This window comes from Nocardiopsis sp. iso_186, assembly GCF_056173365.1.
On record NZ_CM149670.1, the window covers coordinates 2,816,784 to 2,842,017 of the forward strand.

Genomic DNA, 25,234 nt, shown 5'->3' on the forward strand with positions numbered 1-25,234 from the left:
AGCGGAGCGCCGATCCCGGCCACGTTTGCGTCCTTCGGAGTGTCCCTCGTCACTGATGACGTAGAGGCAACCGCGTTTTGTGGCAGATCTGGCGTGAATCGGCAACCGAACGGTGTACTTCGGGGGCTTTTTTGTGGGGTTCCCACAAGTTAGCGGCTCCAGCATTTGCCGTAGGGAACATTGCTGTACCCGGCGGTAATCGAGGAGGGTAGGGAGTCAGGTGCAGGCGACGCTCCGGAAACCGGACGTCGCCTTCTGCGTGTAGGTACTTGGGAGGCTCAGCCGGTGTTCAGTCGTGTCGCCATCGTCAACCGCGGAGAGGCCGCGATGCGGCTCATCCACGCTGTCCGGGATCTTTCTGCTGAAACCGGAACACGAATCGAGACGGTCGCCCTCTACACCGACGCCGACCGCAACGCGACCTTCGTTCGTGAAGCCGACGTCGCCTACTCGCTGGGCCCCGCCTCGGCCCGTCCCTACCTCGACCACGCCGTCCTGGAGCGGGCGCTGGTGGAGACCGGGGCCGACGCCGCCTGGGTCGGTTGGGGCTTCGTCGCCGAGGACCCGGCGTTCGCCGAGCTGTGCGAGAAGATCGGTGTCACCTTCGTCGGGCCGAGCGCGGAAGCGATGCGCAAACTCGGCGACAAGATCGGCGCGAAGCTGATCGCCGAAGAGGTCGGTGTCCCGGTGGCACCGTGGAGCCGCGGCGAGGTCGCCACCCTTGACGACGCACTGCGTGCCGGTACCGAGATCGGCTACCCGCTGATGCTCAAGGCCACCGCGGGCGGAGGCGGACGCGGCATCCGAATGGTCGCCTCGAACGAGGACCTGGCCGACGCCTACGAGCGCACCAGCCAGGAGGCGCTGCGCGCCTTCGGCTCCGGTGTGGTCTTCCTGGAGCGTCTGGTCACCGGTGCCCGGCACGTCGAGGTCCAGGTCATCGCCGACGGGCAGGGCACCGCGTGGGCCCTGGGCGTGCGCGACTGTTCGGTGCAGCGCCGCAACCAGAAGATCATCGAGGAATCCGCCTCCCCGGTCCTGGAACCGGAGCAGACCGCGGAGCTGAAGGCATCGGCCGAGCGGCTCGCCGTGGCCGTCGGCTATCGCGGCGCCTGCACCGTCGAGTTCCTCTACCACCCCGGGGAGAAGCTGTTCGCTTTCCTTGAGGTCAACACCCGGCTTCAGGTCGAGCACCCGATCACCGAGATCACCACCAGCACCGACCTCGTCCGGCTGCAGCTGCACGTGGCGGGCGGCGGGAAGCTGGAGGGGGACCAGCCGAGCGAGGCCGGCCACGCCGTGGAGGCCCGGCTGAACGCCGAGGACCCCGACCGCGACTTCGCCCCTTCCCCCGGCCGTATCGCGCGACTGGTGCTGCCCGCCGGCCCCGGCATCCGCGTTGACACCGGCGTCAGCGAGGGCGACAGCATCCCGGCCGACTTCGACTCGATGATCGCGAAGATCATCGCCTACGGCCGCGACCGCAACGAGGCCCTGGGCAGACTGCGTCGTGCGATGGCCGAGACCACCGTGATCATCGAAGGCGGCGCGACCAACAAGAGTTTCGTGCTCGACCTGCTCGACCAGCCCGAGGTGATCGACGCGAGCGCTGACACCGGCTGGATCGACCGGGTACGCGCCCAAGGCCGCCTGGTCAACCACCGGCACTCCGCGATCGCCCTGGCCGCAGCCGCGATCGAGGCCTACCAGGACGAGGAGGAGGTCAGCCGCCAACGGCTGCTGTCCACCGCCAACGGCGGACGGCCCCAGGTCCAGCACGAGAGCGGCCGTCCCCTGGACCTCAAACTCCGCGGCGCCGGCTACCGGGTGGGCGTCGTCCGTGTCGGTCAGAAGCGTTTCCGCGTCGGCATCTCTGGCGGGGGTGACGTGCACCCGGCGAACGTCGAGGTCGAGCGGTTCGACGCCCACAGCGGCCAGATCGTGGTCAACGGACACCGCTTCCGGCTCGTGTCGGCCACGCACGGCCCGATCCACCTGGTCGAGATCGACGGCGTCACGCACCGCATCAGCCGCGACGAGGGCGGCGTCGTCCGTTCCCCCGCGCCCGCGCTGGTCGTGGCGACGCCCTTGTCGGTGGGCGAAGAGGTCGATTCGGGGGCGCCGATCCTGGTGCTGGAGAGCATGAAGATGGAGACGGTGCTGCGCGCACCGTTTCGCGCCCGGGTCCGCGAGTGCCCCGTGTCGGTGGGCAGTCAGGTCGAGACCGGTACACCGCTGATGCGGCTGGAGCCCCTGGCCGACGAAGGAGCCGAGGAGGAAGCCGCCGGCGTCAGCGAGGTTGACCTGCCGGCCGAGCCGTTGGACGTGTCCGCGGCCGATCGGGTCGAGGGCGACCTCAAGGACCTGCGCAGTCTGCTGCTGGGCTTCGACGTTGACCCGCAGGACCGCAAACGTCTGCTGTCGGGATACCTGGCCGCCCGGGCCGAGCTCGGCGACCGTCCGCTTCCGGGCGAGGTTGACCTGCTGACGGTGTTCGCCGACCTGTCGGAGCTGAGCCGCAACAAGCCGGGCGGCGAGCTGGAGGTCGAACCGGGAAGCCCGGTGCACAGCCCGCGCGAGTACTTCCACGGCTATCTGCAGAGCCTCGACGTCGAACGCGCCGGTGTCACCGAGGGGTTCCAGGCCAAGCTCAAGAAGATGCTCGGGCACTACGGCATCGCCGAACTGGACCGCACCCCGGAGCTGGAGGCGGCGGTCTTCCGGATCTTCCTCGCGCTCCAGCGGATGTTCAACCGACGTCGCTGTCGTCTCGGAGGTGCTGCGGCAGTGGCTGGCCGGGGCGCCTCCGATCGAGTCGCTGAGCGAGCGCGCCGGCCTCGCCCTGGAGCACCTGGTCGAGGCAACGCAGGTGCGTTTCCCCGCGGTGTCGGACCTGGCGCGCGGTGTGGTGTTCCGCTGGTTCGCGCAGCCGTTGCTGCGCCGCAACCGCGCCAAGGTGTACGCCGAGGTGCGCAACGAGCTGCGCCACCTGGACCGCAACCCGGACGCCCCGGACCGCGCGGAGCGGATCCAGGCCATGGTGGCCAGCGCCGAGCCGCTCGTCCGGCTGATCGGGCAGCGGATCGGGCGTCCCGGCCGGGACCACGACCCGCTGCTGGAGGTGTTGACCCGCCGCTACTACGGCAACCGCAGACTGTCCGAGGTCACCGCGCGGGAGACTGCGGGCTGCCGGTTCATCACGGCCGAGCACACCGGTCCCGTCGGAGTGACCCGCCTGGTCACGACCACCGTTGACATCTCCGCCCTGCCCGACGCCATCGGCGCGGTCGGCGCGTTCGCTGCCGACGTCGCCGAGCGCGGGCTCGCCGCCGACCTCTACGTCACGTGGGAAAGCCAGCCCGACGCCGACACCATGGCGGTGCGGCTCGGCCAGCTCCTCGCCGAACACCCCTTGTCAACGGGCGTCCGCCGGATCACCATCACCGTCGCCGGGACCAGCGGCGCGGTGATGCACCACCACTTCACCTTCCGGTTCGACGGTGCGGGCTTCACCGAGGACCGGTTGATCCGTGGTCTGCACCCGCAGATCGCACAGCGCCTGCAACTGGAGCGGCTGCGCGAGTTCGACCTCACCCGGCTTCCCTCAGCCGACGAGGAGATCTACCTGTTCAAGGGGGTCGCGAAGAGCAACCCGACCGACGAGCGGCTCTTCGCGATGGGCCAGGTCCGCGACCTGACGCCCCTGCGTGAGGCCGACGGCCGGCTGGTCGCGCTGCCCGCGGTGGAGGACACGATCACCGGGTGCCTGGACGCGATCCGCAACATCCAGGCGCAGCGGCCGCAGAACAGGCGGTTCGACACCAACCGGATCATGATGTACGTGTGGCCGTTGACCGAACTGTCCGCCGACGAGCTCAACACCCTGGTCCAGCGCATCCTGCCGACCACGGCGGGCGCCGGACTGGAAGAGGTCCAGTTCCTGGCCCGCCAGCGCACCGCGTCGGGTGAACTCACCGAGGTCGCCGTACGGATCGTCCTCGACCAGGACAACGGTGCGCGGGTCCACGTCGGAGAGCCGTTGACGGAACCGGTGCAGCCGCTGGACGACTACCGCCAGAAGGTGCTGCGCGCTTCCCGACGCGGAAACGTCTACCCCTACGAGCTCACCGGCCTGTTGGCCGGGAGCGACGGCGGTTTCACCGAATACGACCTCGACGGGAACGGCGCACTGGTACCGGTCGAGCGCCCCGCGGGAAAGAACTCCGCGGCGATCGTGGCGGGCGTCGTGACGACGCCGACCGAACGGTACCCCGAAGGCGTCACCCGTGTGGTGCTGCTCGGTGACCCGACGAAGGCGCTGGGCGCGCTGTCGGAACCGGAGTGCTCACGCGTGATCGCGGCACTCGACCTGGCCGAGCAGATGCGGGTCCCGCTGGAGTGGTTCGCGCTGTCGGCCGGGGCGCGGATCTCCATGACCTCGGGCACCGAGAACATGGACTGGGTCGCGGCCGCGCTGAAGCGGATCGTCACGTTCACCCAGGCCGGCGGCGAGATCAACATCGTGGTCGCGGGAATCAACGTCGGCGCCCAGCCGTACTGGAACGCCGAGGCGACGATGCTCATGCACACCAAGGGCATCCTCGTGATGACGCCCGACTCCGCGATGGTGCTCACCGGGAAGCAGTCGCTGGACTTCTCCGGCGGCGTGTCGGCGGAGGACAACTTCGGCATCGGCGGCTACGACCGCGTGATGGGTCCGAACGGTCAGGCGCAGTACTGGGCTCCCAGCCTGGCGGCCGCCAGCGACGTGCTGATGGCGCACTACGACCACACCTACGTCGTGCCCGGCGAAACGGCACCGCGCAAGGCGGGGACGAACGACCCGGTTGACCGCAGCGTCTCCGAGTTCCCGCACACGATCGCCGGCAGCGACTTCACCACCGTCGGCCAGATCTTCTCCCCGGAGCACAACCCGGACCGCAAGAAGCCGTTCGACATCCGCACGGTCATGCGTGCGCTGTCCGACCAGGACCACCCGGTGCTGGAGCGCTGGGCGGGCATGGCCGACGCCGACACCTCGGCGGTACAGGACGTGCACATCGGCGGCTGGCCGGTCTGCCTGATCGGGATCGAGTCGCGGTCGGTACCGCGGCGCGGCTTCCCGCCCGCCGACGGGCCCGACACCTACACCGCGGGCACGCTGTTCCCGCGGTCCTCGAAGAAGACCGCGCGAGCGATCAACGCGGCGTCCGGCAACCGGCCGCTGGTCGTGCTGGCGAACCTGTCCGGATTCGACGGTTCCCCGGAGTCGATGCGCAAGCTCCAGTTGGAGTACGGCGCCGAGATCGGCCGGGCGATCGTCAACTTCGACGGCCCGATCGTGTTCTGCGTGATCTCCCGCTACCACGGTGGCGCGTTCGTGGTGTTCTCCAAGGCACTCAACCCGAACATGACCGTGCTGGCGCTGGAGGGCTCGTTCGCCTCGGTGCTCGGCGGCGCCCCTGCGGCGGCGGTGGTGTTCTCCGGCGACGTCAACACCCGCACCGCGACCGACCCCAGGGTGACCAAGCTGCAGGAACAGGTCTCGGCAGCCAGCGGAGCCACACGGGCGACGCTCAACGCCCAGCTCGCCGAGGTGCAGTCCGCGGTCCGAGCGGAGAAGCTCGGCGAGGTCGCCACGGAGTTCGACCGGATGCACAGCATCCAGCGCGCAGTCGAGGTCGGATCGGTGGATTCGATCATCAGCGCCGCCGAGCTGCGGCCGCGGATCATCGAGGCCATCGAGCAGGGCATGCGGCGCTGACTGCCCGTGGAACCGGCCGCACCCCCTGTCCGGCCGGTTCCACGGTTTCCCGGGGAGGGGACACGCCCTCGGCGCCCTGTTCCCGGACAGCGGTAGGACCGTCTGCCCTGCGGGTACCGTACGCGTCCGGCCCGGTCGGTCCCGTCCGCGGCAGCGGGGGAGTGGCTTCGCGTGTCGATCCTCCCGACTTCCGGTTTCCTACCGCCCTGAGCAGTTCCCGGGGGAGCATCGAATTGTTCGGCCGAGGACGATCCCGGGTCCAACGGCGGCGGCAGCGGTGCTCACGTGCACCGCTGCCGCCGTCTCGCCCGTGCGGGACCTCGGGACACAGCAGTCCCATCCCGTACGGGGACGCACCCGGCGCACCCGCTTCCGTCCTGTGGGCGACCGGCATGTGAGCGTGGTAACGGACCTGCTCCGACCCGTGGCGGCCTCAGGCGTGCTACCTTCGGTAACGGTTGCAGTTGTGGTTCCCAAGGACTTTCTCGTGCGCCTCCTGGTTCAGACCTCTAGGCGCATCTTCTTTTTTCGGTCCTCACGTCTTTTGTCTCGGGTGATCATCACGGCGACACGGCACTGCCCGCATCGTGCGGGCCCGCCGGTACAGCCCCCGAAGGAGACTGACATGACCAACGGCACCGTCACGTGGTTCACCGGTGCGGACGGCTCCCGCCGTATCGCCCACCGCTTCGCCGTTGACGCGCAGGGCTTCCGCGCGCCGGCGAAGGGCATCAAGGCCGAGACCATCGGACTCGGCTGAGCCACCACGTCACCGCCGCCCCGATCATGGGACCGCGCTCAACCACGGCCCGGCACCCGACCGCCTCCGGCGGCGGACGTCGGCCATCCCGAAGCCCGCAGCACGGTCGTCCCGTCCGCGCTTCGCATCCGTTTCTTCGGTTCGTTCTTGTGATTCCCCGTGCGGCTTCAGCGCCGCCAGGGCTTCCTCGACCGCGCCGTATCGAGGAAGGCATCACCGTATGAATCGTCCCACCCGCTCCACCGAGCGCTCCTCCCGCCAGGGACAGGGCCGCGGCGGCCGACAGCGCCCCCGCCCCCAGTCCTCGGGTCGCGGCCCCGCCGCCCCGCACGGCGAGTTCGCGCTCCCCGTCAGCACCACTCCGCCGCTTCCCGCGGTGGAGACCTTCGAAGAGCTGGACATGCCGGCTCCGCTGATGGCCACCCTCACCCGCAACGGTGTGAGCGCCCCGTTCCCGATCCAGGCCGCGACGCTGCCCGACTCCCTGGCCGGACGCGACGTCCTGGGCCGCGGCCGCACCGGCTCCGGCAAAACCCTCGCCTTCGGTCTGGCCATGCTGGCGCGCACCACCGGGCAGCGCGCCCAGGCCCACCGGCCGCTGGCGCTGGTGCTCGTCCCCACCCGTGAGCTCGCACAGCAGGTCACCGACGCCCTGACCCCCTACGCCCAGTCGGTGCGCCTGCGGCTGGCCACGGTCGTCGGCGGCATGTCCATCTCGCGTCAGGCCAACGCGCTGCGCAACGGTGCCGAGGTCGTCGTCGCCACCCCCGGCCGCCTCAAGGACCTCATCGAGCGCGGCGACTGCCGACTCGACGAGGTCGGCACGACCGTTCTGGACGAGGCCGACCAGATGGCCGACATGGGCTTCATGCCCCAGGTGACGGCCCTGCTGCAGCAGGTGCGTCCCGAGGGACAGCGCATGCTGTTCTCGGCCACCCTGGACCGCAACGTGGACAAGCTGGTGCGCCGGTTCCTGTCCGACCCGGTGGTCCACTCCGTCAACCCCTCCGCCGGTGCCGTGACGACGCTGGAGCACCACGTGCTGCACGTCTCCGACGCCGACAAGCGCACCGCCGCCACCCACATCGCCGCCCGTGAGGGCCGGGTGATCATGTTCATGGACACCAAGCACGCCGTGGACCGTATGACCCGCCACCTGCTGACCAGCGGGGTGCGCGCGGCCGCGCTGCACGGCGGCAAGTCCCAGCCCCAGCGCAACCGCACCCTGGAGCAGTTCAAGAACGGTCACGTGACCGCACTGGTCGCCACGAACGTCGCCGCACGCGGCATCCACGTTGACAACCTCGACCTGGTCGTGAACATCGACCCGCCCACCGACCACAAGGACTACCTCCACCGTGGTGGACGCACCGCCCGCGCCGGCGAGTCCGGCAGCGTCGTCACCCTGGTGCTGCCCAACCAGCGCCGCGAGATGGCCCGCCTGATGGCCACCGCCCGGATCAACGCGCGCACCGCCCAGGTGCGCTCCGGAGACTCCGAGCTCACCGAGATCACCGGTGCCCGCGAGCCCTCAGGCGTCCCGGTGGTCGTGGCCGCCCCCGCCCCCGAGCGCACCCAGCGTGCGGGGGGAGGCGCTTCGCGTGGACGGCGCAGCCGTTCGGCGCAGAGCCGCCGCGGTTCCGGTGCCCCGCGCGTCGGCGCCGGCAGCTCCGAGCGTCCGGCTCGGCGCAGCGCGGTCTAGCCGCTGAATCACGTTCCCGCGGGGGCGCTCCATGGTCGCGACAGCGACCGCGGGGCGCCCCCGTTCTTCGTTTCGGGGTTCGGCGGAGCAACCGCAGACCTCCCTCCGGGGCAGAAAGGCGAGGGACATCGGGGCGGAATACGAAGCCACGCATTTTCTCTGGTCAGAGGCGTCCAGGAAGGAGTCGGGGTGTCCCGGTGGGGGCCAGTTCGCTCAAGTGAGCTGGTTGACGCGGATGAGGTTGCCGGACGGATCGCGGAAAGCGCAGTCGCGGATTCCGTAGCCCTGGTCCATGGGTTCTTGGACGACATCGGCACCTGCGGTCTGGAGACGGTCGAAGAGCCCGTCGAGGTCGTCGGTGGCCAGCGTGACGGCGGTGTAGGCGCCCTTGGTGATGAGTTCCAGGATGGTGCGGCGCTCCTCGTCGGTGACGCCCGGATCGGCGGCCGGCGGGTGCAGCACGATGGAAGTACCGGGTTGGCCGACCGGACCGACGGTGATCCAGCGCATGTCCTCGTAGCCGACGTCGTTGCGGACCTCGAAGCCCAGGAGGTCGCGGTAGAAGCCCAAAGCGGCTTCGGGGTCGGTGTGCGGGAGGAAGGCGTGGTGAATGGTGATGGTCATGGTCATCACGTTAATCAGGGCTGCCGGGTGCGGGCTTCTTGATTCCTGACCGGTCTGGTCACCTGCTTGGCCAGACACGGCGGGATCCCCGCCCCGGCCTGGGAGTGGTCGCGACGGTAGACGCTCGGCGACACGCCGACCAGCTCGGTGAACCTCGTGCTGAACGTGCCCAGCGAGGAGGAGCCCACCGCGAAGCAGACCTCGGTGACGCTGAGATCGCCGCGGCGCAGCAGCGTCATCGCGCGTTCGATCCGCCGGGTCATCAGGTACGAGTACGGGGACTCGCCGTAGACGCGGCGGAACTCTCGGCTCAAGTGCCCGGCCGACATGTGCGCTCCACGGGCCAGTGCCTCGACGTTCAACGGTTCGGCGTACTCACGGTCGATCCGGTCGCGGACACGACGGATCACCGCGATGTCGCGCAGACGTTGCGCCTCTGCGCACTCCGAGTCCATACGCACCATCGTTCCACGTCGCACCTGCCACCTCGGCAGGGCAGGCGCGTCGTCGGCCGACCGCTCGGACCCGTGCGGTGGGACGGGCATCGGTCAGGAATCGAGAAGCACCGGGCCTCCGCGCACGGATAGCGTCAAAAGCACGTCACACCGATCACGACCGGGAGGGCCACAGCAATGAGCGCGGACACCGACACGAAGAGCACGAACGGCTTCTCCGAGGAGGAACGCGCCGCCATGAAGGAACGCGCGGCGGAACTGAAGAAGGAGGCGACCCGTGGTCGTGGCACCAAGGCGGCCGCCGCGGAACTCGACGTGCTGTCGAAGATCGCGGAGATGGAGGAATCGGACCGGGCGGTGGCCGAACGCATTCACGCCATCGTCACCGCCACCGCCCCGGAGCTGTCGCCGAAGCTGTGGTACGGCCAGCCGGCCTACGCCAGGAAGGGGAAGGTGGTGTGCTTCTTCCGGAGCGGGCACGTCAACAAGGAGCGCTACTCGACCTTCGGCTTCACCCCCGAGGCCAACCTCGATGACGACAGCGGCCTGTGGCCCACGTCCTACGCCGTGACCGAGCTGAGCGGCAAGGCCGAGAAGGCGATCACCGCCCTCGTCGAGAAGGCCGTGAGCTGACGTCACACCGGCGACGACGCGGATGGCCCGCTGTTCGGGGCACGGTGGAAACGATCGCCACGATGCCGCCTACCGGTTTTTCGCATGGGCGCGGATTTGTCCGGCCAGCCCTTCGAGTTCGGCCGCCTCGGCGGGCGAGGTGTTGTTGAGTCCGCTGTATAGGGCCGTCGGGCTGCGCAAGAAGCGCCGGAGCACGGCCACGAGCAGCCCTTCCGGCAGCGTCCGCAACGCGACGAACCCCCGGGGTACCGGTGGTGTCGGCATGGCGGCCAGGTTCTGCCGCATGAGGTGGAGCATCCGGCGGAGCGCGTCCGCGTCGTCGGCCAGCGCTATTGGACCGCCCGCCGCCCTGACCGCTTGCCCGAGTGGCACGGAGAACGCGGCGTGCGTCCTGAGCCGGGCTCCCGGCTGGACCGGCGCAGCGGCCCGCTTCTCACCCGGCTGCCCGTGGACCACCCGTCCACTTCCACGACTTTTTCGTCCTCGGCCTCTCAGCCCGGGCCGGTCTGCCCCTGGATCAGGGGCGCGAGTCCGTCGAGCAGGAGTTTCATACCGAGGTCGAAGATTTCGGGCACGTCGGGCGGCCCTGAGACGCTGAACGTGAGCGGGTACCGACCCTGTTCCGCGATCCGGAGGAATTCCGGGCCCCTGGACCTCCACCAGTCCTCGGTGTCCATTCCGAACTCGTGCTCCTCCACCACCGCCGGTGTGGCCTGGAGGGCCATGCCGGCGGTGTAGGCGGACACGAAGATGAGGATCTTCATGGCCTCGTCGGGGGAGCGCCCCTGGGCGGTGATCACTCGCATCATCCACTCGGCGTTCTCCAGGAGCCGGGGGGACTGGACCGCTCCGGCGAGCATGGTCAGTCGAACGACCCAGGGGTGCCTTCGATAGATGCCCCACTCCGTCCGGAGGGCCAGTTCGAGGGCCGGCCGCCAGTCCCCGGGCGGCGGATCGGGCAGTGCGTGCTCCGTGTAGACCTGGTCGATCATCGCCGTCACCAGCGCGTCCTTGCTCGCGACGTGGCGGTACAGGGCCATGGTGCTCACCCCCAGCTGGGTGGCGACCTTGCGCATGGACAAACCCTCGATGCCCGCGGCGTCGGCGATGGTGATCGCGACCCCGACGATGGCCTCCCGGGTGAGCGCCGGTTCGGAGGCGGAGCGGCGCCCCTCGCCCTCGGCCGGTCGTGGGCGCTGTCCGCCCTGCCCTCGCGGTTCCGGAGCGGGAGCGGGTGCGCCCCGCACGACGGTTCCCACCCCGCGTACCGCTTCGACCAGCCCTTCCTGGCGCAGGGCCGCGAGCGCCTTGGTGGCGGTGGCCATGGCCACCCCCCGCTCCCGGATGATCTCCCTGGTCGAGGGGACCCGGTCGCCCGGGCGCAGTTCCCCGGCGGCGATACGCGCTCGGATATCGGCGACCACCCGCGCGTAGGGCGGCAGTTCCCGTTCCCCAGCCGTGGACATCTACGGCACCTCCTTCGATCTTTCTCCGCTTCTCCAAGTGTACTAGTGCACTTGAGGTACAAAGTACCCATGGAGAGCGCCAGGGCGATCTGAAAAGCCCTTATCGAAGCCTAGTGCACTAGGTCTAATTAGCACAGAAGCTAAAAGGGAGAGAGTTTGCTGCAATCTCGATTTGATGCGTACTATGTACGCATCGCGCACTACCCCCGAGTGGTGCGCATCGGCGTATACACCGTTCCTCAAACTCCGCAGCTCTTCTGGAGGCCCCCATGACGCACACGTCCACCCCCGGACCCCGTTCCCACGCTCCGCCCGGACCGCTCCCGGCCGACCGCCGCTCGCTGACCCCGGACCTGGCTCGCGGCGTCATGCTCCTGCTCATCGCGCTCGCCCACACGCACCTGTTCACCGAGTTCATCGGAGGGCCCGGAAACACCTCCGCCATCGCTGACCAGATCACTACGGCGGGCACGGTCATGTTCGTCAACCTGCGCGCCTACCCCTTGTTCGCGACCCTGTTCGGCTACGGCGTGGCCCAGATCTACCGCCGCCGCAGCGAGCAGGGATACGCGTGGCCCCGGACCCGCGACCTGTTGCGCCGGCGCGGCCTGTGGCTGATCGTCTTCGGCCTGGTGCACACGGCACTGCTCTTCCCCGCAGACATCCTGGCCGTCTACGGCCTGGTGACGCTGCTCCTGATGGGTGTACTGCGCCTGCGCGACCGGACACTGATGATCCTGGCGGCGGCCTTGCTGCCCCTGGCCGTGGCCTTCCACTCCCTGGTCGCCGTCACGACCGGCCGGAACATGCCGCTGCTGCCCGACGGGTTCGTGAACGAACTCTTCTTCCGCCTGACCCTGTTCTCGGTCCTGTCCGTGATCATGGTCGTCAGCACCCTCGTCCCGTTCCTGATCGGCGTCCTGGCGGCACGGCACCGAATCCTGGAACAGCCCCACGAGCACCTGCGGCTGTTGCGCTGGACCGCGTCCATCGGCATCCCCCTGGCCGCTCTGGGCGGCCTCCCCCTGGCCTTGGACAAGGCGGGTGTGTGGACCGACGTCGCCCCCGGGGACATCATGATCACCAGTGCCCTGCACCAGGTGAGCGGCTACGCGGGCGGACTGGGCTACGCGGCGCTCATCGCCCTGGTCGCGGTCCGCCTCACGGGCCGGCCCGGACCGGTGACCAACGCCCTGGCCGCGCTCGGGCAGCGCTCCATGACCTTCTACCTGGCCCAGTCCGTGGCGTGGGCGGTTCTGTTCTCCTCCTACACACTCAACCTGCACCAGACATCACCGGCCGTGGGTGTAGGCATCGCGGTGGCCGTGTGGCTGACCACGGTGGTGCTCGCCGACCTCATGCGCCGTCGAGGCGTGCGAGGGCCGGCCGAGGTGGCGCTGCGCCGCCTCACCTACCGAGGCGGACCGAACACCACCGGCAACGGTCGCGAGTAGGCGAAGGCCCTGAGAGCCGCGCACACCGGCCGGAACTCCCAGGGCAGGGCAGGACGCGGGCAGGACCCAAAACCTCTCCGTAGCGACCGTCATCGATGTCTCGGGGCCCTCCCACCACTGTGGGAGGGCCCCGACGGTGTGTGCGGTCCTCGCGCCCGCGTCCGCGCCGAGGACGGTGCGCCGGTCCCGACGAGGGCCGGGCCTCAGCCCTCGGGAGTCGGCATGGGCGGGCCGGGGCAGGTGTCCGTGGTGGTCCGGCCGGTGGCGAAGAAGTTGACGGCCGCCGTGGCGCAATCGAGGTCGGACAGGGTGCCGTGACCGTCGTCGTTGACGGTCATGACCTCTCCGCCGATCACGTCGCGCATGTCCTCTGCCCAGGCGTGCGGAGTGACCATCTCCTTGGAGTGGCCCACCAGCTGAAGGGGGCTCTGCCCCTGGCGCAGGTCGGGGCCCTCGCCCTCCTCGGGCCATCCCACGCAGAGGTGCTCGTAGAAGCCCATGGCGCCCACGGCGGGGTAGCGCTCGGCCCGCTCGGTGCGGTTGCGCCACACCTCGTCGAAGTCACGGGGGCTGTCGGAGTCGTTGCAGAACAGCGCGACCTGGGCGAAGGCGGTGAACCCGTAGGTCTCGGCGTCCCACCCGGTGTCCGGCGCCTGTCTCTGGGAGAACCCCCATTCGGGCACGCCGCCATCCAGGAGCATGCCTAGCGCACGCGCGTTGGCGGGCCACTCGCGTTCGGGTGTCGCCAGAAGCATGGTCACGGTGTTTCCGTCGGCGACCGTCCCGTCGGGCCCGGTTCGGGGGTGCTCGGTCAACGCGTCCCGGAGCGCGAGGACGTCCTCGCGCAGCCGGGCGGCGTCCGAGCCGTGTCCGTAGACGTCGTGGTGGTGGGCCATCCACGCGGTGAACCGGTGGAAGACGGCCTCACCGGCCTCGACTTGTCCCGCCTCCAGGTGGGTGAGAGAGCTGTCCGGCGAGACCACCGAGTCCAGGAGCATGGCCTCGACCCGGTCGTCGTGGAGCGAACGGTAGGTGGCACCGAGCAGGGTTCCCCAGGACACCCCGTAATAGCCGATGGTCTCCTCACCCAGGGCCTCGCGGATCAGCTCCATGTCCCGGGCCGCGTTCTCCACGGTCAGGGAGGCGACCAACTCGGGGTCGTTGGCGTGGCAGGCGGTGTTCATCCGGCTCTGCTCCTCCGCCACGTGGCGGTCCCTGCCTTCGGCGTCCAGGCCGGGATCGGGTTCGGTCATCTCGTAGTCGCACTCCAGGGCGCTGCTGTAGCCCACGCCGCGGGTGTCGAAACCGATGAGGTCGTGGCGCAGGCCCAGGTCCGCGGCGGAACTCCCCAGGATGCGCTGCGGCATGGTCACCCCCTGCATGCCCGGGCCTCCGGGGTTGAACAGGACGGGGTAGGCGTTCTCCTCGGCGGCGGGCACCCGGGCTACCGCGATCTCGATGGTGCGCCCGTCGGGATCTTCGTGATCCAGTGGCACCGGTACCGAGGCGCACAGGGTGCGGTCGTCGTCCTCGTCCCAGCCTCGGGCGGTGTCGGAACACAACCGCCACTCCAGGTCCGGGGCGGCCGAGGCCGGGACGGCGGCGGCGGTCAGCAACAGGCCGGAGACCGCGGTCAGTGCGGCGCTGCGGGCAAAGAGCACGGGGGTTCTCCGCTCAAATGGGGTCAGGGGTCGCAAACAGGCTATTTTCGCCTGCCCCACCCGCACCTCCGACCGGAGGACGAACCCGCGAGCGACTAAAGGAGGGGCCCGGGACCGCGCGCGTCCTCCCCGACAGGACGGCGGGTGCGCACCGTCACGGGTGTCGGCTCCTGTGACGCGAGGGCGGCCCCGCGGCGACCGGCCGCCCTGGGTACGCCGGTGACCGCTCCGAAGCTCCATCGCTTCCCTAGGAGGAACGACTCCGGCGTTCGGACGAACACCGGGCAACAGAGCTGTTCGGGGCCGGCTCCTGGCCGGCCACGGGCAACGGTGACGACGCTTGCCGCCCCCGGGCCAGCCGTCACACCTTGTTGCGGCATCCGGCGAGGAGGAGGGCGACCATGTCCTTGGCGTCGGCCTGGCCGTAGTCGGGGCCGGTGATGCAGAGGTTCCCGATGGCGCGCAGGAGCGTGTACGCGGCGACACCGGGGCGGAGCTCCTCGGTGGCGGCACAGGCGTCCAGCAATGACGCGCAGGCCGGAACCAGGGTGTCGAGCATGAGGGCGTGGAGGTTCTCCAGTCCTGGGTCGCCCGACCCCAGCGCCGCGCCGAGGCCGTGCTTGGTCACCAGAAAGTCCACGAACGCGTCTGTCCACAGGGCCAGAGCGGTGAACGGCGAGGCGGATTCCTCAAGAAGCCGGGGTGCGAGAGCGGTACAGGCGTCGATCTGGTGCCGGTAGACGGCCGTGACGAGATCCGCACGGGTCGGGAAGTTCCGGTAGACCGTGCCGACACCGACCCCGGCGCGTTCGGCGATGTCGCGGACGGGCGCCTGGATCCCCCTGTCCACGAAGACTGCCGCAGCGGCCTCCAGCACACCACTGCGGGTGCGCTGGGCCTGTGCTTGGCGTACCCCGACCGACTTCGGCACGGATGCCCCCTTGTTCGCGGAACAATGTTCCGCTAATTTGGCGGAACGACGCTCCGCCAAATTATGGCATCCCGGTACTCATGGAAAGTGTGGCTCCCTCATGCCCTCGTCCCACTCGCTCAGCCAACAGATCGTCTCGGTCAAGCCCATCGTCGTCCCCTCGCCCGGGCGCGGCATCGACCTTCAGGTGAAGGTCACCGCACCCCGCTCGGGCCACAACCTGCCCGTGATCGTCTTCTCCCACGGGAACGCGTGGTCACTGGACGGGTACGAGCCCCTCGTCAACCGGTGGGCCGCCGCCGGATTCGTCGTGGTACAGCCCACCCACCTGGACTCCCGGCGCAACGCCATCGCCTGGGACGACCCGCGTTTCGCCACCATCTGGCGCGTGCGGATCACCGACCTGCACGCAGTCCTCGACCACCTCGCGGACGTTCTGGCCCAGGCCGGTCTGGAGACCCGCGCCGACCCTGAGCGCACTGCCGTGGTCGGCCACTCCTGGGGCGCCCAGACCGCGGGCGCCCTCCTCGGTGCGCGCGTGCTGGACGCCGAGGGTGGTGCGGGAGAGGACTTCTCCCACTCCGCGGTTTCGGCCGGCGCGCTGATCGGGGCGACGGGAACCGGCGACACCCTCACCCCGTTCGCCGCCGAGAACCTTCCGTTCATGAAGCCGGACTTCTCCACCATGACCGCACCGGCCCTGATCGTCGCGGGGGGCAAGGACGACTCGCAGCTCTCCACCCGCGGGCCGGAGTGGTTCACCGACGCCTACCACCTCGGCCCGGCGCCCAAGAGCCTGCTCACCATCACCGAGGCCGAGCACACCATGGGCGGAATCGCCGGCGAGAAGGTCGCCGAGACCACCGACGAGGACCCCGCCCGTGTCGCCCTCACAGCCGACACGATCTCCGCCTACCTCCGCTCGGTCCTCGGCCTCGACGACTCCGGGTGGGCCGCCTTGAACGGCACCGCCGGCGACGGTGGGTGGAGCCTCGCCAGCAAATGACCTCGGTCCGACCACCGTCGTGTACTGGGTGGTCGGCAATGCGGGGCGGGGCTCGGCACCGGAGTGCGCCCCGACCCCGCCGGGCCCGTCGGCGCTTATCCGGAGGGAGTCCGGCTCGGGGCGGGCCGGTTCCTCGGTGGACTTCCCGTACGCCACAACCTGCTCATCAGTGGGTACCCCACCGGCGCGAAGCGGACGTGGCACCGACACCCGTCCGACGGTCTTTTCCGCGAACCGCGGTGGAGCCCTCGCCGCTGGACTTCGCCTTCGCCTTCGCCTTCGTCGTCATCGTCACCGGGGACCGCTCGTCTCTTCGTGCGGCATGACCGGCCTTCCACGCGCTCGCGATGGGCGACTACATCCGTGTCCGTGCATACGCGTGCAGCGCGTCGCGGACGAACGCTGCTCCCTCTGCACCGTGGTATTTGGCGGCGAAGCGCGGATCGTTGACGTAGGTGTGGCCCAAGCCTTCCACCATCTGGATCGAACGGTCCCGGTCGCCCTCGGCGGTAGGGGTGCCGGGGATCTCGCGCAGCCATTGGACGTGCCGGGCCGCCAGTAACTGCGCGCGCCCCGACGTCGGGGAAACCCCGGTCTTCCACACGTCGCCCCATGCGGCTACGAGATCCTCGCTGGCCTGCTTCCAGGCCAGCTGCTCTTCGAGGCTCTTGGAGTGCCACCAGTCGTTGCTCGCCCGGAAGGCGCGCTCGCCCCAGCGCGAGGTCACCTCTTCCTCGTAGCGGTCGTTGAACCCGTCGAGCATCACGTCCATGCACGGTTCGGCCCCGGCCAGGGCGGCTTCGAGGGTGTGCCGCACCGCATGGATCCGCTGCTCGATCCGGTCCCGTTCGCCTTCCAGCTCCGCGATGTGCGCCCTGAGCCCGTCGTGCTCGTTGACCTCCTCCGCCAGGACGTCGGCGATGGCCGACAGGCCCATCCCCAACGTGCGCATCAAGAGGATCCGTTGCAGACGGGCGACCGCACCGGGGCCGTAGTAGCGGTACCCGTTCGCGCCCACGCGGGAGGGTGCCAGGAGTCCGATGCGGTCGTAGTGGCGCAGGGCGCGGCTCGTGATGCCGGCCCTCGTCGCGAGTTCGTTGATCGTCCACTCCATCGCCTGCTCCTGATTGTCGCGACCTGTCGGTCGGCCCCCGACCTCCCGAGCAGGCTGCCAGGTGACTAGCCCTCGTGGCGAAGCGCCGTAGCGATGATCTCCGACTTCCCGGCGTGCAGGGCCTGTGCAGCGGTCTGCCCCGTCGCTGCCAGGTAGGCGTTGACCAGCCTGTTGCCGACGGCGTACCCCGCCCCGGTCGGCAGACCGACCGGGGCGGCGCCGAAGCGCTCCGCGGTGGCGTCGCCGTGCACCCAGGCCGTGAAGTTGTGCATCCCGGTCACGTCGAGTCCGGACACCACTTTGGCGAAGACCGCCTCGTCATGCAGGTGGGGCACCCCGATGCGGGTGCGGCCGAGTCCGTCGCCATAGAGCTGGCGGGCGAACGCGTCGGCCAGGCCCTCCGAGACCACGTGCTCGCCGACCGTGACGGTCATGGGGTTCCACTCGACCCCGCCGGGGCCGTAGCGCAGGTTGTGGTTGAGCTCGTGCACAGCGGTGGCCTCCACCCGTTCCACGTTCTCGGGGAAGGGCCACAGCGTGATCACGATGTAGCCCGATATTCCGCCGTTCCCGGTCACTCCGAGGCTCGGGCCCATGAAGTGGGCGTCGCCGGGGTCGCCGAGCACGACCAGCACGGTGATGTCCGGGGCCTCCAGCCCCGGTGTCGCCGCCGTCTGCACGGCGAGAGCGTCGTCGAGGGCACGCTGCATGCGTTCCCAAGCCCCGGCCGCCGCCAGCGTCTCCAGTGCGTCGAGGCAGCGCTTCTCGTCACGGTTGACGGGAAATCCGGACGCCTGCCGGTGCATGTCCACCAGATCGACGTCTCCGGGGAAGTAGCGGTACATGCCGCTGAGGGGGTTGAGCATCGAGCGCAGCAGGGCGACACGGTCCGCGGCGGGAGCCCGCAGGATGCGCGTCATGGCGGAGTAGGTGTCGAGAACGGTGATCGTCATGTCCCCCGACACTAGAGATTGACGCAGCGTCAAGGTCAACCGGAAAAGCGCCGAGACCGGATCGGGCCCGCCCCTGGTGAGGGGCGGGCCACGGACGCGGGGTCTACTCGCTGGCCAGCGCCCCGGTGATCGAGGTGGCCGCGGCGCGGCGGGCGGGCAGCAGGGAGGCCAGCAGTCCGGCCAGGACGGCCACCCCGATGAACACCGCGATCTGGCCGAGGGGGAGCCCCAACAGGACGTTGGGAAGGAGTGCGGCGGTCGCCGCCCAGCCGAACACGATGCCCAGCACGATGCCGATTCCGGCGCCGATCAGGCAGAGCATGACGGCCTCCGTCCCGAGCATGCGTCGCAGTTGGCCTTTCTCCAGTCCCAGGGCGCGAAGCAGGGCGGACTCGCGGGTGCGCTCCAGGACCGACAGGGCCATGGTGTTGGAGATGCCGAACACCGCGATGACGATGGCCAGGCCGAGCATCGCCGCGATGGCGTAGAACGCGGTCTCCAGTACCTGGGTGAACTCCTCCCTGATCTCGCTGGTGGAGAAGACCTCCAGCGTGGGGTAGGGGTTGACCGCCGAGTAGACGGCATCACGGAGTTCCACGGCGGAGGCTTCTTCCGTTCCGCGCACGACGACCATGGAGTCGCCGGCCTGTTCGGGGGCCAGCGCGGCGAAGTCGTGCGGGTGGACGGTCAGCCCGTACCAAAGGGAGGAGCTCTCCACCACGGCCGCGACCTCAAGCGTCAGGTCCCCGGCCGGGGCCTCCAACGTGACCGTGTCCCCCAGCCCCAAGGTATCGGCGTGGGTCTCGGCGACCGCGACCGTGCCCGGCCCGAGGTCGGCGAGGTCGCCCTCGACCACCCCGCCCGGGATCTGGGAGCCGGCCTCGGCGCCTACGAAGGCCGACACCGGGACCGTTCCGTCCACCCCGGCGATCTCCTTCTCGCCGGTGCCCACAGAGGTGGTCTGCTGGGCGAAGACCGTTTCCACCTCCGGGGAGGACACCAGTTGGGCGCGCACCTCGTCGGGGACGGTGGAGAGGCCGTCCGGCACCCCGTCCGGCCCGGACGCGACGTCCTCCACGCCCAGCATGGGCCTGATCTCGTAGTCGGAGGGGAACCGGGAGTCGAGTTCCTGGGTCATCGTGCGTTCGATCGAGGAACTGAGCACGGAGTAGCCGGTAATGAGGGTCGCGCCCACGGTGAGGGCGATCATGGCGGTGGCCGCGCGGCGCGGGCTGCGGATGGAGTTGTCCACAGCGAGCATGCTCGGCACGCCCACCCTGCGCAGGGGGACCCCGGCCAGGCGCACGATGCCGCGCACCAGCAGCGGTCCCAGGACCACCACGCCGACGAAGGCGATCATGCCGGCTCCCGCGACGGCGAACAGGCCGGCGGTGTCGGGTCCGACGGCCAGGGCGAGGGCGACCGCTCCGGCCGAAGCCGCGAAGCACAGCAGGCCGAACGCCACACGGATCCAGCCGGTCCCCTTCTCCAGTCCGGTGGCGGTGGCGCTGGTGCGCAGCGCCGCCAACGGGGGGACCCGGGTGGCACGGACCGCGGGGACCATCGCCGAGAAGGTGGACGTCGCTGTTCCCACCAGCAGACCGGTCAGGACGGCGAGGGGCGTGATCACGACCGAAGTGCCCGCGTCGGCACCCATGAGCGGGCCGCCGACACGGAACGCGAGCAGACCGACGCCCATCCCGGCGAGCACGCCGATCGCGGAGGAGAGCAGACCCACGACGAAGGACTCGGCCAGCACCGAGCGGAAGACCTGGCCGCGTGCGGCACCCACACAGCGCAGCAGGGCCAGTTCGCGTTGGCGCTGGGCGATGAGGATGGCGAAGGTGTTGTAGATGACGATCCCGGCCACGAAGACCGCGATGAGCGCGAACAGCAGTAGCGCGGCACGCATCACGTCGGCGCTCGCGCCGGCGTCGTCGGCCAACCGCTCACCGAAAGCGGTTCCCGTCGCGACCTCGGCATCCTCTCCGAGCACGGTCTTCACGGCAGCCGCTGCCTGCGCCTCGGACACCCCGTCGGCGGCCAGGGCGTCGATCTCGAAGTAGCCTTCGGCGCCGGTCACGGCTTTGAAGGACTCCGGGGTAAGGACCAGTGCGCCCCGGTAGCCGAAACCGGGTTCCAGCCCGAGGTCGAGCAATCCGGTGACGGTGAACGCGTGCTCGTTCTGTTCCTGGTCCAGGAGGGTGACCGTGTCACCGATGCCGAAACCGGTCTGGTCGGCGATCGAGGCGGCCAGGGCGATCTCGCCGTCGGAGGACGGCAGTTCCCCCTCGGAGGCGGAGAAGCGTACGACCTCGTTGACGGTGATCGCCGCCGGTGGGAAGGTGCCGAAGGAACGGCCGGAATCGTCCAGCAGCACCGCCCCGCTCTGGCGCATGCCGCCGGCGTCGCTGATCTGGGGCAGGGCGCGGATCTGTTCGAGCTGCTGTTGGGTGAAGGGGACGGGCTCCTGGGACTCCTCTTCCGGGCCGGGAACGGGCAGACCGGGAGTGGCGATGGCGTTGACGCTGGTGGCGGCGCCCATGACGGAGCGTTCGTAGTCGGCCTTGAGGGTGTCGGCGAAGACCATGGTTCCGGTGACGAACACTACGCCGAGCACGATGGCCAGCACGGTGGTGACGTAGCGGGACTTGTGCAGTCGCAGGCCCGCCAGGGTGGTGCGCAGCATGGCTCAGACCTCCAGATTGAGCAGGCGGGCCGAGACGAGTTCGGCGGTGGGGTCGGTGACCTCGTTGACCAGGCGGCCGTCGCGCAGGAAGACGACGCGGTCGGCGTAGGAGGCGGCGACGGGGTCGTGGGTGACCATGACGATGGTCTGGTGCAGTTCGCGGGTGGAGTTCTGCAGGAAGGCGAGGATCTCGGCGCCCGAGCGCGAGTCGAGGTTGCCGGTGGGCTCGTCGGCGTAGACGACCTCGGGGGCGTTGAGCAGGGCGCGGGCCACGGCAACGCGTTGCTGCTGGCCGCCGGAGAGTTTGGCGGGCAGGTGGTCCAGGCGCTCGCTCAGGCCCACGACGTTGACGATGTGGTCGAGGCGTGCCCGGTTGACGGTGCGTTTGGCGATCTGGGAGGGCAGGAGGATGTTCTGTCGGGCGGTGAGCATGGGCAAGAGGTTGAAGGACTGGAAGATGAAGCCGATCCGGTCGCGGCGCAGGCGGGTGAGTTCGGCGTCGCGCATACCGGTGATCTGGGTGCGACCGAGGTGGACGGTGCCGGACGTGGAGGTGTCGAGTCCGGCAAGGCAGTGCATGAGGGTGGATTTCCCCGAGCCCGAGGGGCCCATGATGGCGGTGAAGGCACCACGGTGGAATTCGATGTTGACGCCGTCCAGGGCGTGGATTTGGCTGGCTCCGGTGTCATAGGTCTTGGTCAGTCCGCGGGCCACGACCACGGGTGGAGCGGTAACCGCGGGGTCGGACTGTGCGAAGGGGTGGTTCACGGCGGACGTGCCCATGACGAACTGCTCCAAGGTGTCGGGGTGATTGCGGTGCCGGCGGCCGGGGCGTCCCGAGCCTTCCGGCGTGCTTCTCACGCTAGGTTCGGGCCCCCTGGCCGGACATCCCCCTTATGGACGACCCCTTCGTGTGCTTATGGACGATGCGGGGCCGGGTCCACGACGCTTTCGTCGGTGCGCCCCCGACGAAAGTCGGGGGCCGAGGAGCGGCGGGGCCTGTAGAGGGCCGCTCCGACTCTGAGCTGCGCGGGAACCCGCCGCAAGAACGGGAGACTGGCGATACTCCGCGCCAATGTCCCCGGGGCCCTGGCCTGCGGCCTCCCGGCGCTGTCGGCCGCGTGCCCGGGGTCAGCTCCGCGGGCTCAGCCCCGCCACGGCCAGCCGGAACAACCGATCCGCCTCCACTGCGGGATCCGGTCGGTGTTCCGTTGCGAGGACGATGCCGACGACCAGCGTGATCAGGTCGGGGACGGTGATTCCCGCCGTCACAGCGCCGTCCTGCACGGCGGCGCGCAGCAGAGGGGCCCCTGCCTCTTCCATCATCGCGGCGCAGGTGTTCTCGTGCAGCGGGTCGGGCACGGCCCCGTCGTAGACCAGGGCGGCCGCCAGCCCGCGGGCGGAGACGCAGTAGGCGACGACGTCGCCCAGCCATTCCAGCAGCACGGCCCGGCTGTCGCCTGTGCCGGTCAGTTCGCGGGCGCGGACGCACAGGGCCTCGATCCGCTGATGGGAGACGGCCTCCAACAGCGCGCGACGGGTGGGGAAGTGTCGGCGCACGGTCGCCGAGCCGACCCCGGCGATGCGGGCGATCTGTTCCAGGGAGGCGCCGGCGCCCTGCGCGGCGACCTCCTCCTCGGCCACGGCGAGGATCCGCGCGTAGTTGCGCCGGGCGTCCGCACGCTGGCGGTCGGGCATGGCGTCATCTCCAGGCTTGCTAAGTGGCGGGGCCCGCCGTATCGTACCGCAAAGTAAACGGCGGGCCCCGCCGTTTACTGTCCGAAGCATTCGAGGAGCACCATGTCCGCAGACTCCGCACCCGTCCTGGTCACCGGCGCAACCGGCCGGCAGGGCGGGGCCACCGCCCGCACCCTGCTCGCGGCCGGCGTTCCCGTCCGCGCCCTGGTGCGCGATCCCTCCACCGACCGGGCGAGAGCCGTCGAGGCGCTCGGTGCCGAACTGGTCACCGGCGATCTCCACGACCGCGGTTCCGTGGTCCGGGCCGCCGAGGGCGCCCGCGCCGTCTTCTCCGTGCAGATGCCCGAGATCACCGAGGAGGGCTTCGACTTCGAGGGGGAGGTGGCCCAGGGGATCAACCTCATCGAAGGCGCGAAGGCGGCCGGGGTGCGACAGTTCGTGCACACGTCCGTCAGCGGCGCGGGGCAGCACACCGAGACCCCCGGCTGGGCCGAAGGCCGCTGGGCTTCGATGGAGCCCACCATGAAAGCCAAGAGCGCGATCCAGGACCGGCTCCGTACGGCCGGCTTCCCGCACTGGACACTGCTCAAGCCGGGCTTCTTCATGGTGAACTTCCTGCCCTCCATGGCGTTCATGTTTCCGCGTGGCGTCGAGGGCGGCCTGGTGAGCGTCCTGAAGCCCGGGACCCGCCTGTCCCTGGTCGCGGTCGAGGACATCGGCAAGGCCGCTGCCGCGGCCATCGCCGCACCGGAGCGATTCGACGGGATCGAACTGGAGCTGGCGAGCGACTACCTGTCGATGACGGAGATCGCCGAAGTCCTCTCCCAGGCCCTGGGCACCCCGCTGTCCGCGCCGGACATGACCGAGGAGGAGGCCCTCGCGGCCGGAATGCCGGCGATGGGGATCGGGCACGAGTGGCTGAACGTGGCGGGCCAGCCGGGCCGTCCGGAGCACGCGCGGGACCTCGGCATCCCGCTCACCGGCTTCACGGCATGGGCGCGGGAACACATGCCGACCGTGGCCTGACCCGCCCCTGGGCGGAGAGGGGCGAGCGCTGCGGCCCGGGTTCGTCGCGGCGCGTGCGGTGCTGTCGCACGGAGGACGCCGCTCACCCGATCGACAGCCCGCGCCGGCCCCGGCGCCGTTCGGGCCGCGGTCGGCCGAGGCCGATGATGAACGCGGCGGGTGGATCGCGCCGTGGCCGTCCTTCTCGCCCCGTGGGCGGGGCGAGAAGCCGGGCCTCGTTCTCAGCCGCCGATGACCACGCGGGCGGTTGCGGTCGGTCCTTCCCACTCGGGTCCGGTCGCGGCGTTGCGGGGTGGACGGGAGACCCGGTTGGCCGTCGTGGTGACGACGGCGTGCGGGCCGTTGAGCACACCCGGATCACCACCGGTAGCGGACTCGGGGGAGTGGACGGGATGCCAGTCCAGGGCCAGGTAGCCCCCGGCCGCGTCCACCGTCAGCACCCCTGAGGAGCCGGGACCGGCCAGAGCGGCCAATACCCGCTCGGGTGCCGAAGCCAGCCAGGCGGGGAAGTCGGTGTGCCCGGCCACCGTCACCAGCAGCCCGCGCTCGGCGGCAGCGGGCACCAGTACCTCCAGGCCCCATCCGGTGCTGGGACGGTAGGCGGCCCACAGGCCGGCGACCTGGCGGGGGCGCACCAGCAGCCCGCGCACCGGATCCTCTCCACCGCCCGCTACCCGAAGCCACACCCCGCGTATCGCGTGTTCACTCATGACTCCCAGCATCGCCTTATCGAGGCAGCGGTGTGGGGTGAACCGGCTGACTCGCCTCACGGGGGAGGCGCGGGACGCCGTCCAGGAGGCGGCCCGGTCAAGCGTTACCGCGCCGCGCGGGAAACCCCCCGTTCCGGTCCCGGGTCGCCCCCAGGGCCGAGTCTCACGTACGGGGCATCACGGGAGCCCCGGCTCGACGGCCCCAGACGACGAAGGCGGAGAGCAGGGCGAGCACCACGTTGAAGGCCACGTCCGTCTCGCCTCTAAAGAGATGGAAGGCGATGGCGCAGACCTGGAGTGCCGAGCATCCGAGAGCGGCCAGCGCCGTCAACTGCGGCTTCACGCGGGTGAGGGCGGGCAGGAGAACGCCGAGGCCACCGAGGATATCGAGCCCGGACGTGACGTAGAGCAAGGCCAGGGGAGTCTCCCCGACCCACGGGAAGACCTCGGCGAGCTGCGCCACGGGCGTGATCAGTTTCCAGGCACCTCCGCCGACGAACACCGACGCCAGTATCCACTGGATGCCCCAGAGGGTGATGTCGAGCCACCTGAAGGCAGGCGATCTGCGGTCGAGTCAACCCTTGGTCG

At 70.1% G+C, this 25,234-nt stretch carries 20 protein-coding genes and 1 pseudogene; 8 read left to right on the forward strand and 13 right to left on the reverse strand.

Going from position 1 to position 25,234, the window contains the following annotated elements; genetic code table 11:
• Positions 1-285 precede the first annotated feature (285 nt).
• From AC0VYP_RS12420 to AC0VYP_RS12430, 3 genes and pseudogenes are all read left to right on the forward strand, one after another.
• Positions 286-5,764: pseudogene (locus AC0VYP_RS12420) on the forward strand (ATP-binding protein).
• A gap of 625 nt (positions 5,765-6,389) precedes the next feature.
• On the forward strand, positions 6,390-6,524 hold the full coding sequence (locus AC0VYP_RS12425; RefSeq protein WP_285759842.1) for a hypothetical protein: 135 nt from the start codon (positions 6,390-6,392) through the stop codon (positions 6,522-6,524).
• A 220-nt stretch (positions 6,525-6,744) separates the two neighbouring features.
• The gene (locus AC0VYP_RS12430) at positions 6,745-8,226 is read left to right on the forward strand and encodes a DEAD/DEAH box helicase (protein WP_475469750.1); all 1,482 of its coding nucleotides are present in this window, start codon (positions 6,745-6,747) and stop codon (positions 8,224-8,226) included.
• Between the two features lie 213 nt (positions 8,227-8,439).
• On the opposite strand, the gene AC0VYP_RS12435 is transcribed toward AC0VYP_RS12430, so the two are convergent.
• Together AC0VYP_RS12435 and AC0VYP_RS12440 are read right to left on the reverse strand one after the other, a co-directional pair.
• Positions 8,440-8,850 (reverse strand): VOC family protein, encoded by a 411-nt coding sequence (locus tag AC0VYP_RS12435; protein ID WP_285759844.1) that lies wholly within the window; start codon positions 8,848-8,850, stop codon positions 8,440-8,442.
• A gap of 14 nt (positions 8,851-8,864) precedes the next feature.
• Positions 8,865-9,305, reverse strand: coding sequence for a helix-turn-helix transcriptional regulator (locus AC0VYP_RS12440; protein WP_475474241.1), 441 nt, complete (start codon positions 9,303-9,305; stop codon positions 8,865-8,867).
• 177 nt (positions 9,306-9,482) lie between these two features.
• On the opposite strand from AC0VYP_RS12440, the gene AC0VYP_RS12445 reads away from it, so the two are divergent.
• Positions 9,483-9,938 carry a DUF1801 domain-containing protein gene (locus AC0VYP_RS12445; RefSeq protein ID WP_475469752.1) on the forward strand — a complete coding sequence of 152 codons (456 nt, stop codon included), beginning with the start codon at positions 9,483-9,485 and terminating at the stop codon, positions 9,936-9,938.
• 69 nt (positions 9,939-10,007) lie between these two features.
• On the opposite strand, the gene AC0VYP_RS12450 is transcribed toward AC0VYP_RS12445, so the two are convergent.
• Together AC0VYP_RS12450 and AC0VYP_RS12455 are read right to left on the reverse strand one after the other, a co-directional pair.
• Positions 10,008-10,394: a hypothetical protein gene (locus AC0VYP_RS12450; protein WP_475469753.1), complete on the reverse strand. Its 387-nt coding sequence runs from the start codon at positions 10,392-10,394 to the stop codon at positions 10,008-10,010.
• A gap of 35 nt (positions 10,395-10,429) precedes the next feature.
• Positions 10,430-11,404 (reverse strand): GntR family transcriptional regulator, encoded by a 975-nt coding sequence (locus AC0VYP_RS12455; protein WP_285759847.1) that lies wholly within the window; start codon positions 11,402-11,404, stop codon positions 10,430-10,432.
• Between the two features lie 269 nt (positions 11,405-11,673).
• Here AC0VYP_RS12455 and AC0VYP_RS12460 point away from each other — a divergent pair, with 269 nt between their 5' ends.
• On the forward strand, positions 11,674-12,858 hold the full coding sequence (locus AC0VYP_RS12460) for a DUF418 domain-containing protein (protein ID WP_475469754.1): 1,185 nt from the start codon (positions 11,674-11,676) through the stop codon (positions 12,856-12,858).
• Positions 12,859-13,061: 203 nt separating this feature from the next.
• On the opposite strand, the gene AC0VYP_RS12465 is transcribed toward AC0VYP_RS12460, so the two are convergent.
• Entirely contained in the window at positions 13,062-14,519 is a 1,458-nt protein-coding gene (locus tag AC0VYP_RS12465; protein WP_475469756.1) for an alpha/beta fold hydrolase, read from the reverse strand.
• Positions 14,520-14,880: 361 nt separating this feature from the next.
• Positions 14,881-15,450, reverse strand: coding sequence for a TetR/AcrR family transcriptional regulator (locus AC0VYP_RS12470; RefSeq protein WP_475469758.1), 570 nt, complete (start codon positions 15,448-15,450; stop codon positions 14,881-14,883).
• Positions 15,451-15,550: 100 nt separating this feature from the next.
• Here AC0VYP_RS12470 and AC0VYP_RS12475 point away from each other — a divergent pair, with 100 nt between their 5' ends.
• Both AC0VYP_RS12475 and AC0VYP_RS12480 read left to right on the forward strand, forming a co-directional pair.
• Positions 15,551-16,456, forward strand: coding sequence for an alpha/beta hydrolase family protein (locus tag AC0VYP_RS12475; RefSeq protein ID WP_475469760.1), 906 nt, complete (start codon positions 15,551-15,553; stop codon positions 16,454-16,456).
• A gap of 197 nt (positions 16,457-16,653) precedes the next feature.
• Positions 16,654-16,782 carry a hypothetical protein gene (locus tag AC0VYP_RS12480; protein ID WP_475469762.1) on the forward strand — a complete coding sequence of 43 codons (129 nt, stop codon included), beginning with the start codon at positions 16,654-16,656 and terminating at the stop codon, positions 16,780-16,782.
• Between the two features lie 29 nt (positions 16,783-16,811).
• On the opposite strand, the gene AC0VYP_RS12485 is transcribed toward AC0VYP_RS12480, so the two are convergent.
• The 5 genes from AC0VYP_RS12485 to AC0VYP_RS12505 form a co-directional block, all read right to left on the reverse strand.
• Complete coding sequence (locus AC0VYP_RS12485) at positions 16,812-17,570, reverse strand: MerR family transcriptional regulator (protein ID WP_475469763.1); 759 nt, start codon at positions 17,568-17,570, stop codon at positions 16,812-16,814.
• Between the two features lie 65 nt (positions 17,571-17,635).
• The gene (locus AC0VYP_RS12490) at positions 17,636-18,523 is read right to left on the reverse strand and encodes a DUF2268 domain-containing putative Zn-dependent protease (RefSeq protein WP_475469765.1); all 888 of its coding nucleotides are present in this window, start codon (positions 18,521-18,523) and stop codon (positions 17,636-17,638) included.
• A gap of 103 nt (positions 18,524-18,626) precedes the next feature.
• A complete protein-coding gene (locus tag AC0VYP_RS12495) occupies positions 18,627-21,212 on the reverse strand; it encodes an ABC transporter permease (RefSeq protein WP_475469767.1) in 2,586 nt (861 codons plus the stop codon).
• A gap of 3 nt (positions 21,213-21,215) precedes the next feature.
• Positions 21,216-21,995: an ABC transporter ATP-binding protein gene (locus AC0VYP_RS12500; protein WP_475469768.1), complete on the reverse strand. Its 780-nt coding sequence runs from the start codon at positions 21,993-21,995 to the stop codon at positions 21,216-21,218.
• A 348-nt stretch (positions 21,996-22,343) separates the two neighbouring features.
• On the reverse strand, positions 22,344-22,910 hold the full coding sequence (locus tag AC0VYP_RS12505; RefSeq protein ID WP_285759856.1) for a TetR/AcrR family transcriptional regulator: 567 nt from the start codon (positions 22,908-22,910) through the stop codon (positions 22,344-22,346).
• Positions 22,911-23,012: 102 nt separating this feature from the next.
• Here AC0VYP_RS12505 and AC0VYP_RS12510 point away from each other — a divergent pair, with 102 nt between their 5' ends.
• The gene (locus AC0VYP_RS12510; protein ID WP_285759857.1) at positions 23,013-23,936 is read left to right on the forward strand and encodes an NmrA family NAD(P)-binding protein; all 924 of its coding nucleotides are present in this window, start codon (positions 23,013-23,015) and stop codon (positions 23,934-23,936) included.
• A 221-nt stretch (positions 23,937-24,157) separates the two neighbouring features.
• On the opposite strand, the gene AC0VYP_RS12515 is transcribed toward AC0VYP_RS12510, so the two are convergent.
• Together AC0VYP_RS12515 and AC0VYP_RS12520 are read right to left on the reverse strand one after the other, a co-directional pair.
• Positions 24,158-24,646 carry a hypothetical protein gene (locus AC0VYP_RS12515; RefSeq protein ID WP_285759858.1) on the reverse strand — a complete coding sequence of 163 codons (489 nt, stop codon included), beginning with the start codon at positions 24,644-24,646 and terminating at the stop codon, positions 24,158-24,160.
• Positions 24,647-24,809: 163 nt separating this feature from the next.
• The gene (locus AC0VYP_RS12520) at positions 24,810-25,184 is read right to left on the reverse strand and encodes a DoxX family protein (RefSeq protein WP_475474242.1); all 375 of its coding nucleotides are present in this window, start codon (positions 25,182-25,184) and stop codon (positions 24,810-24,812) included.
• Positions 25,185-25,234: the final 50 nt, after the last annotated feature.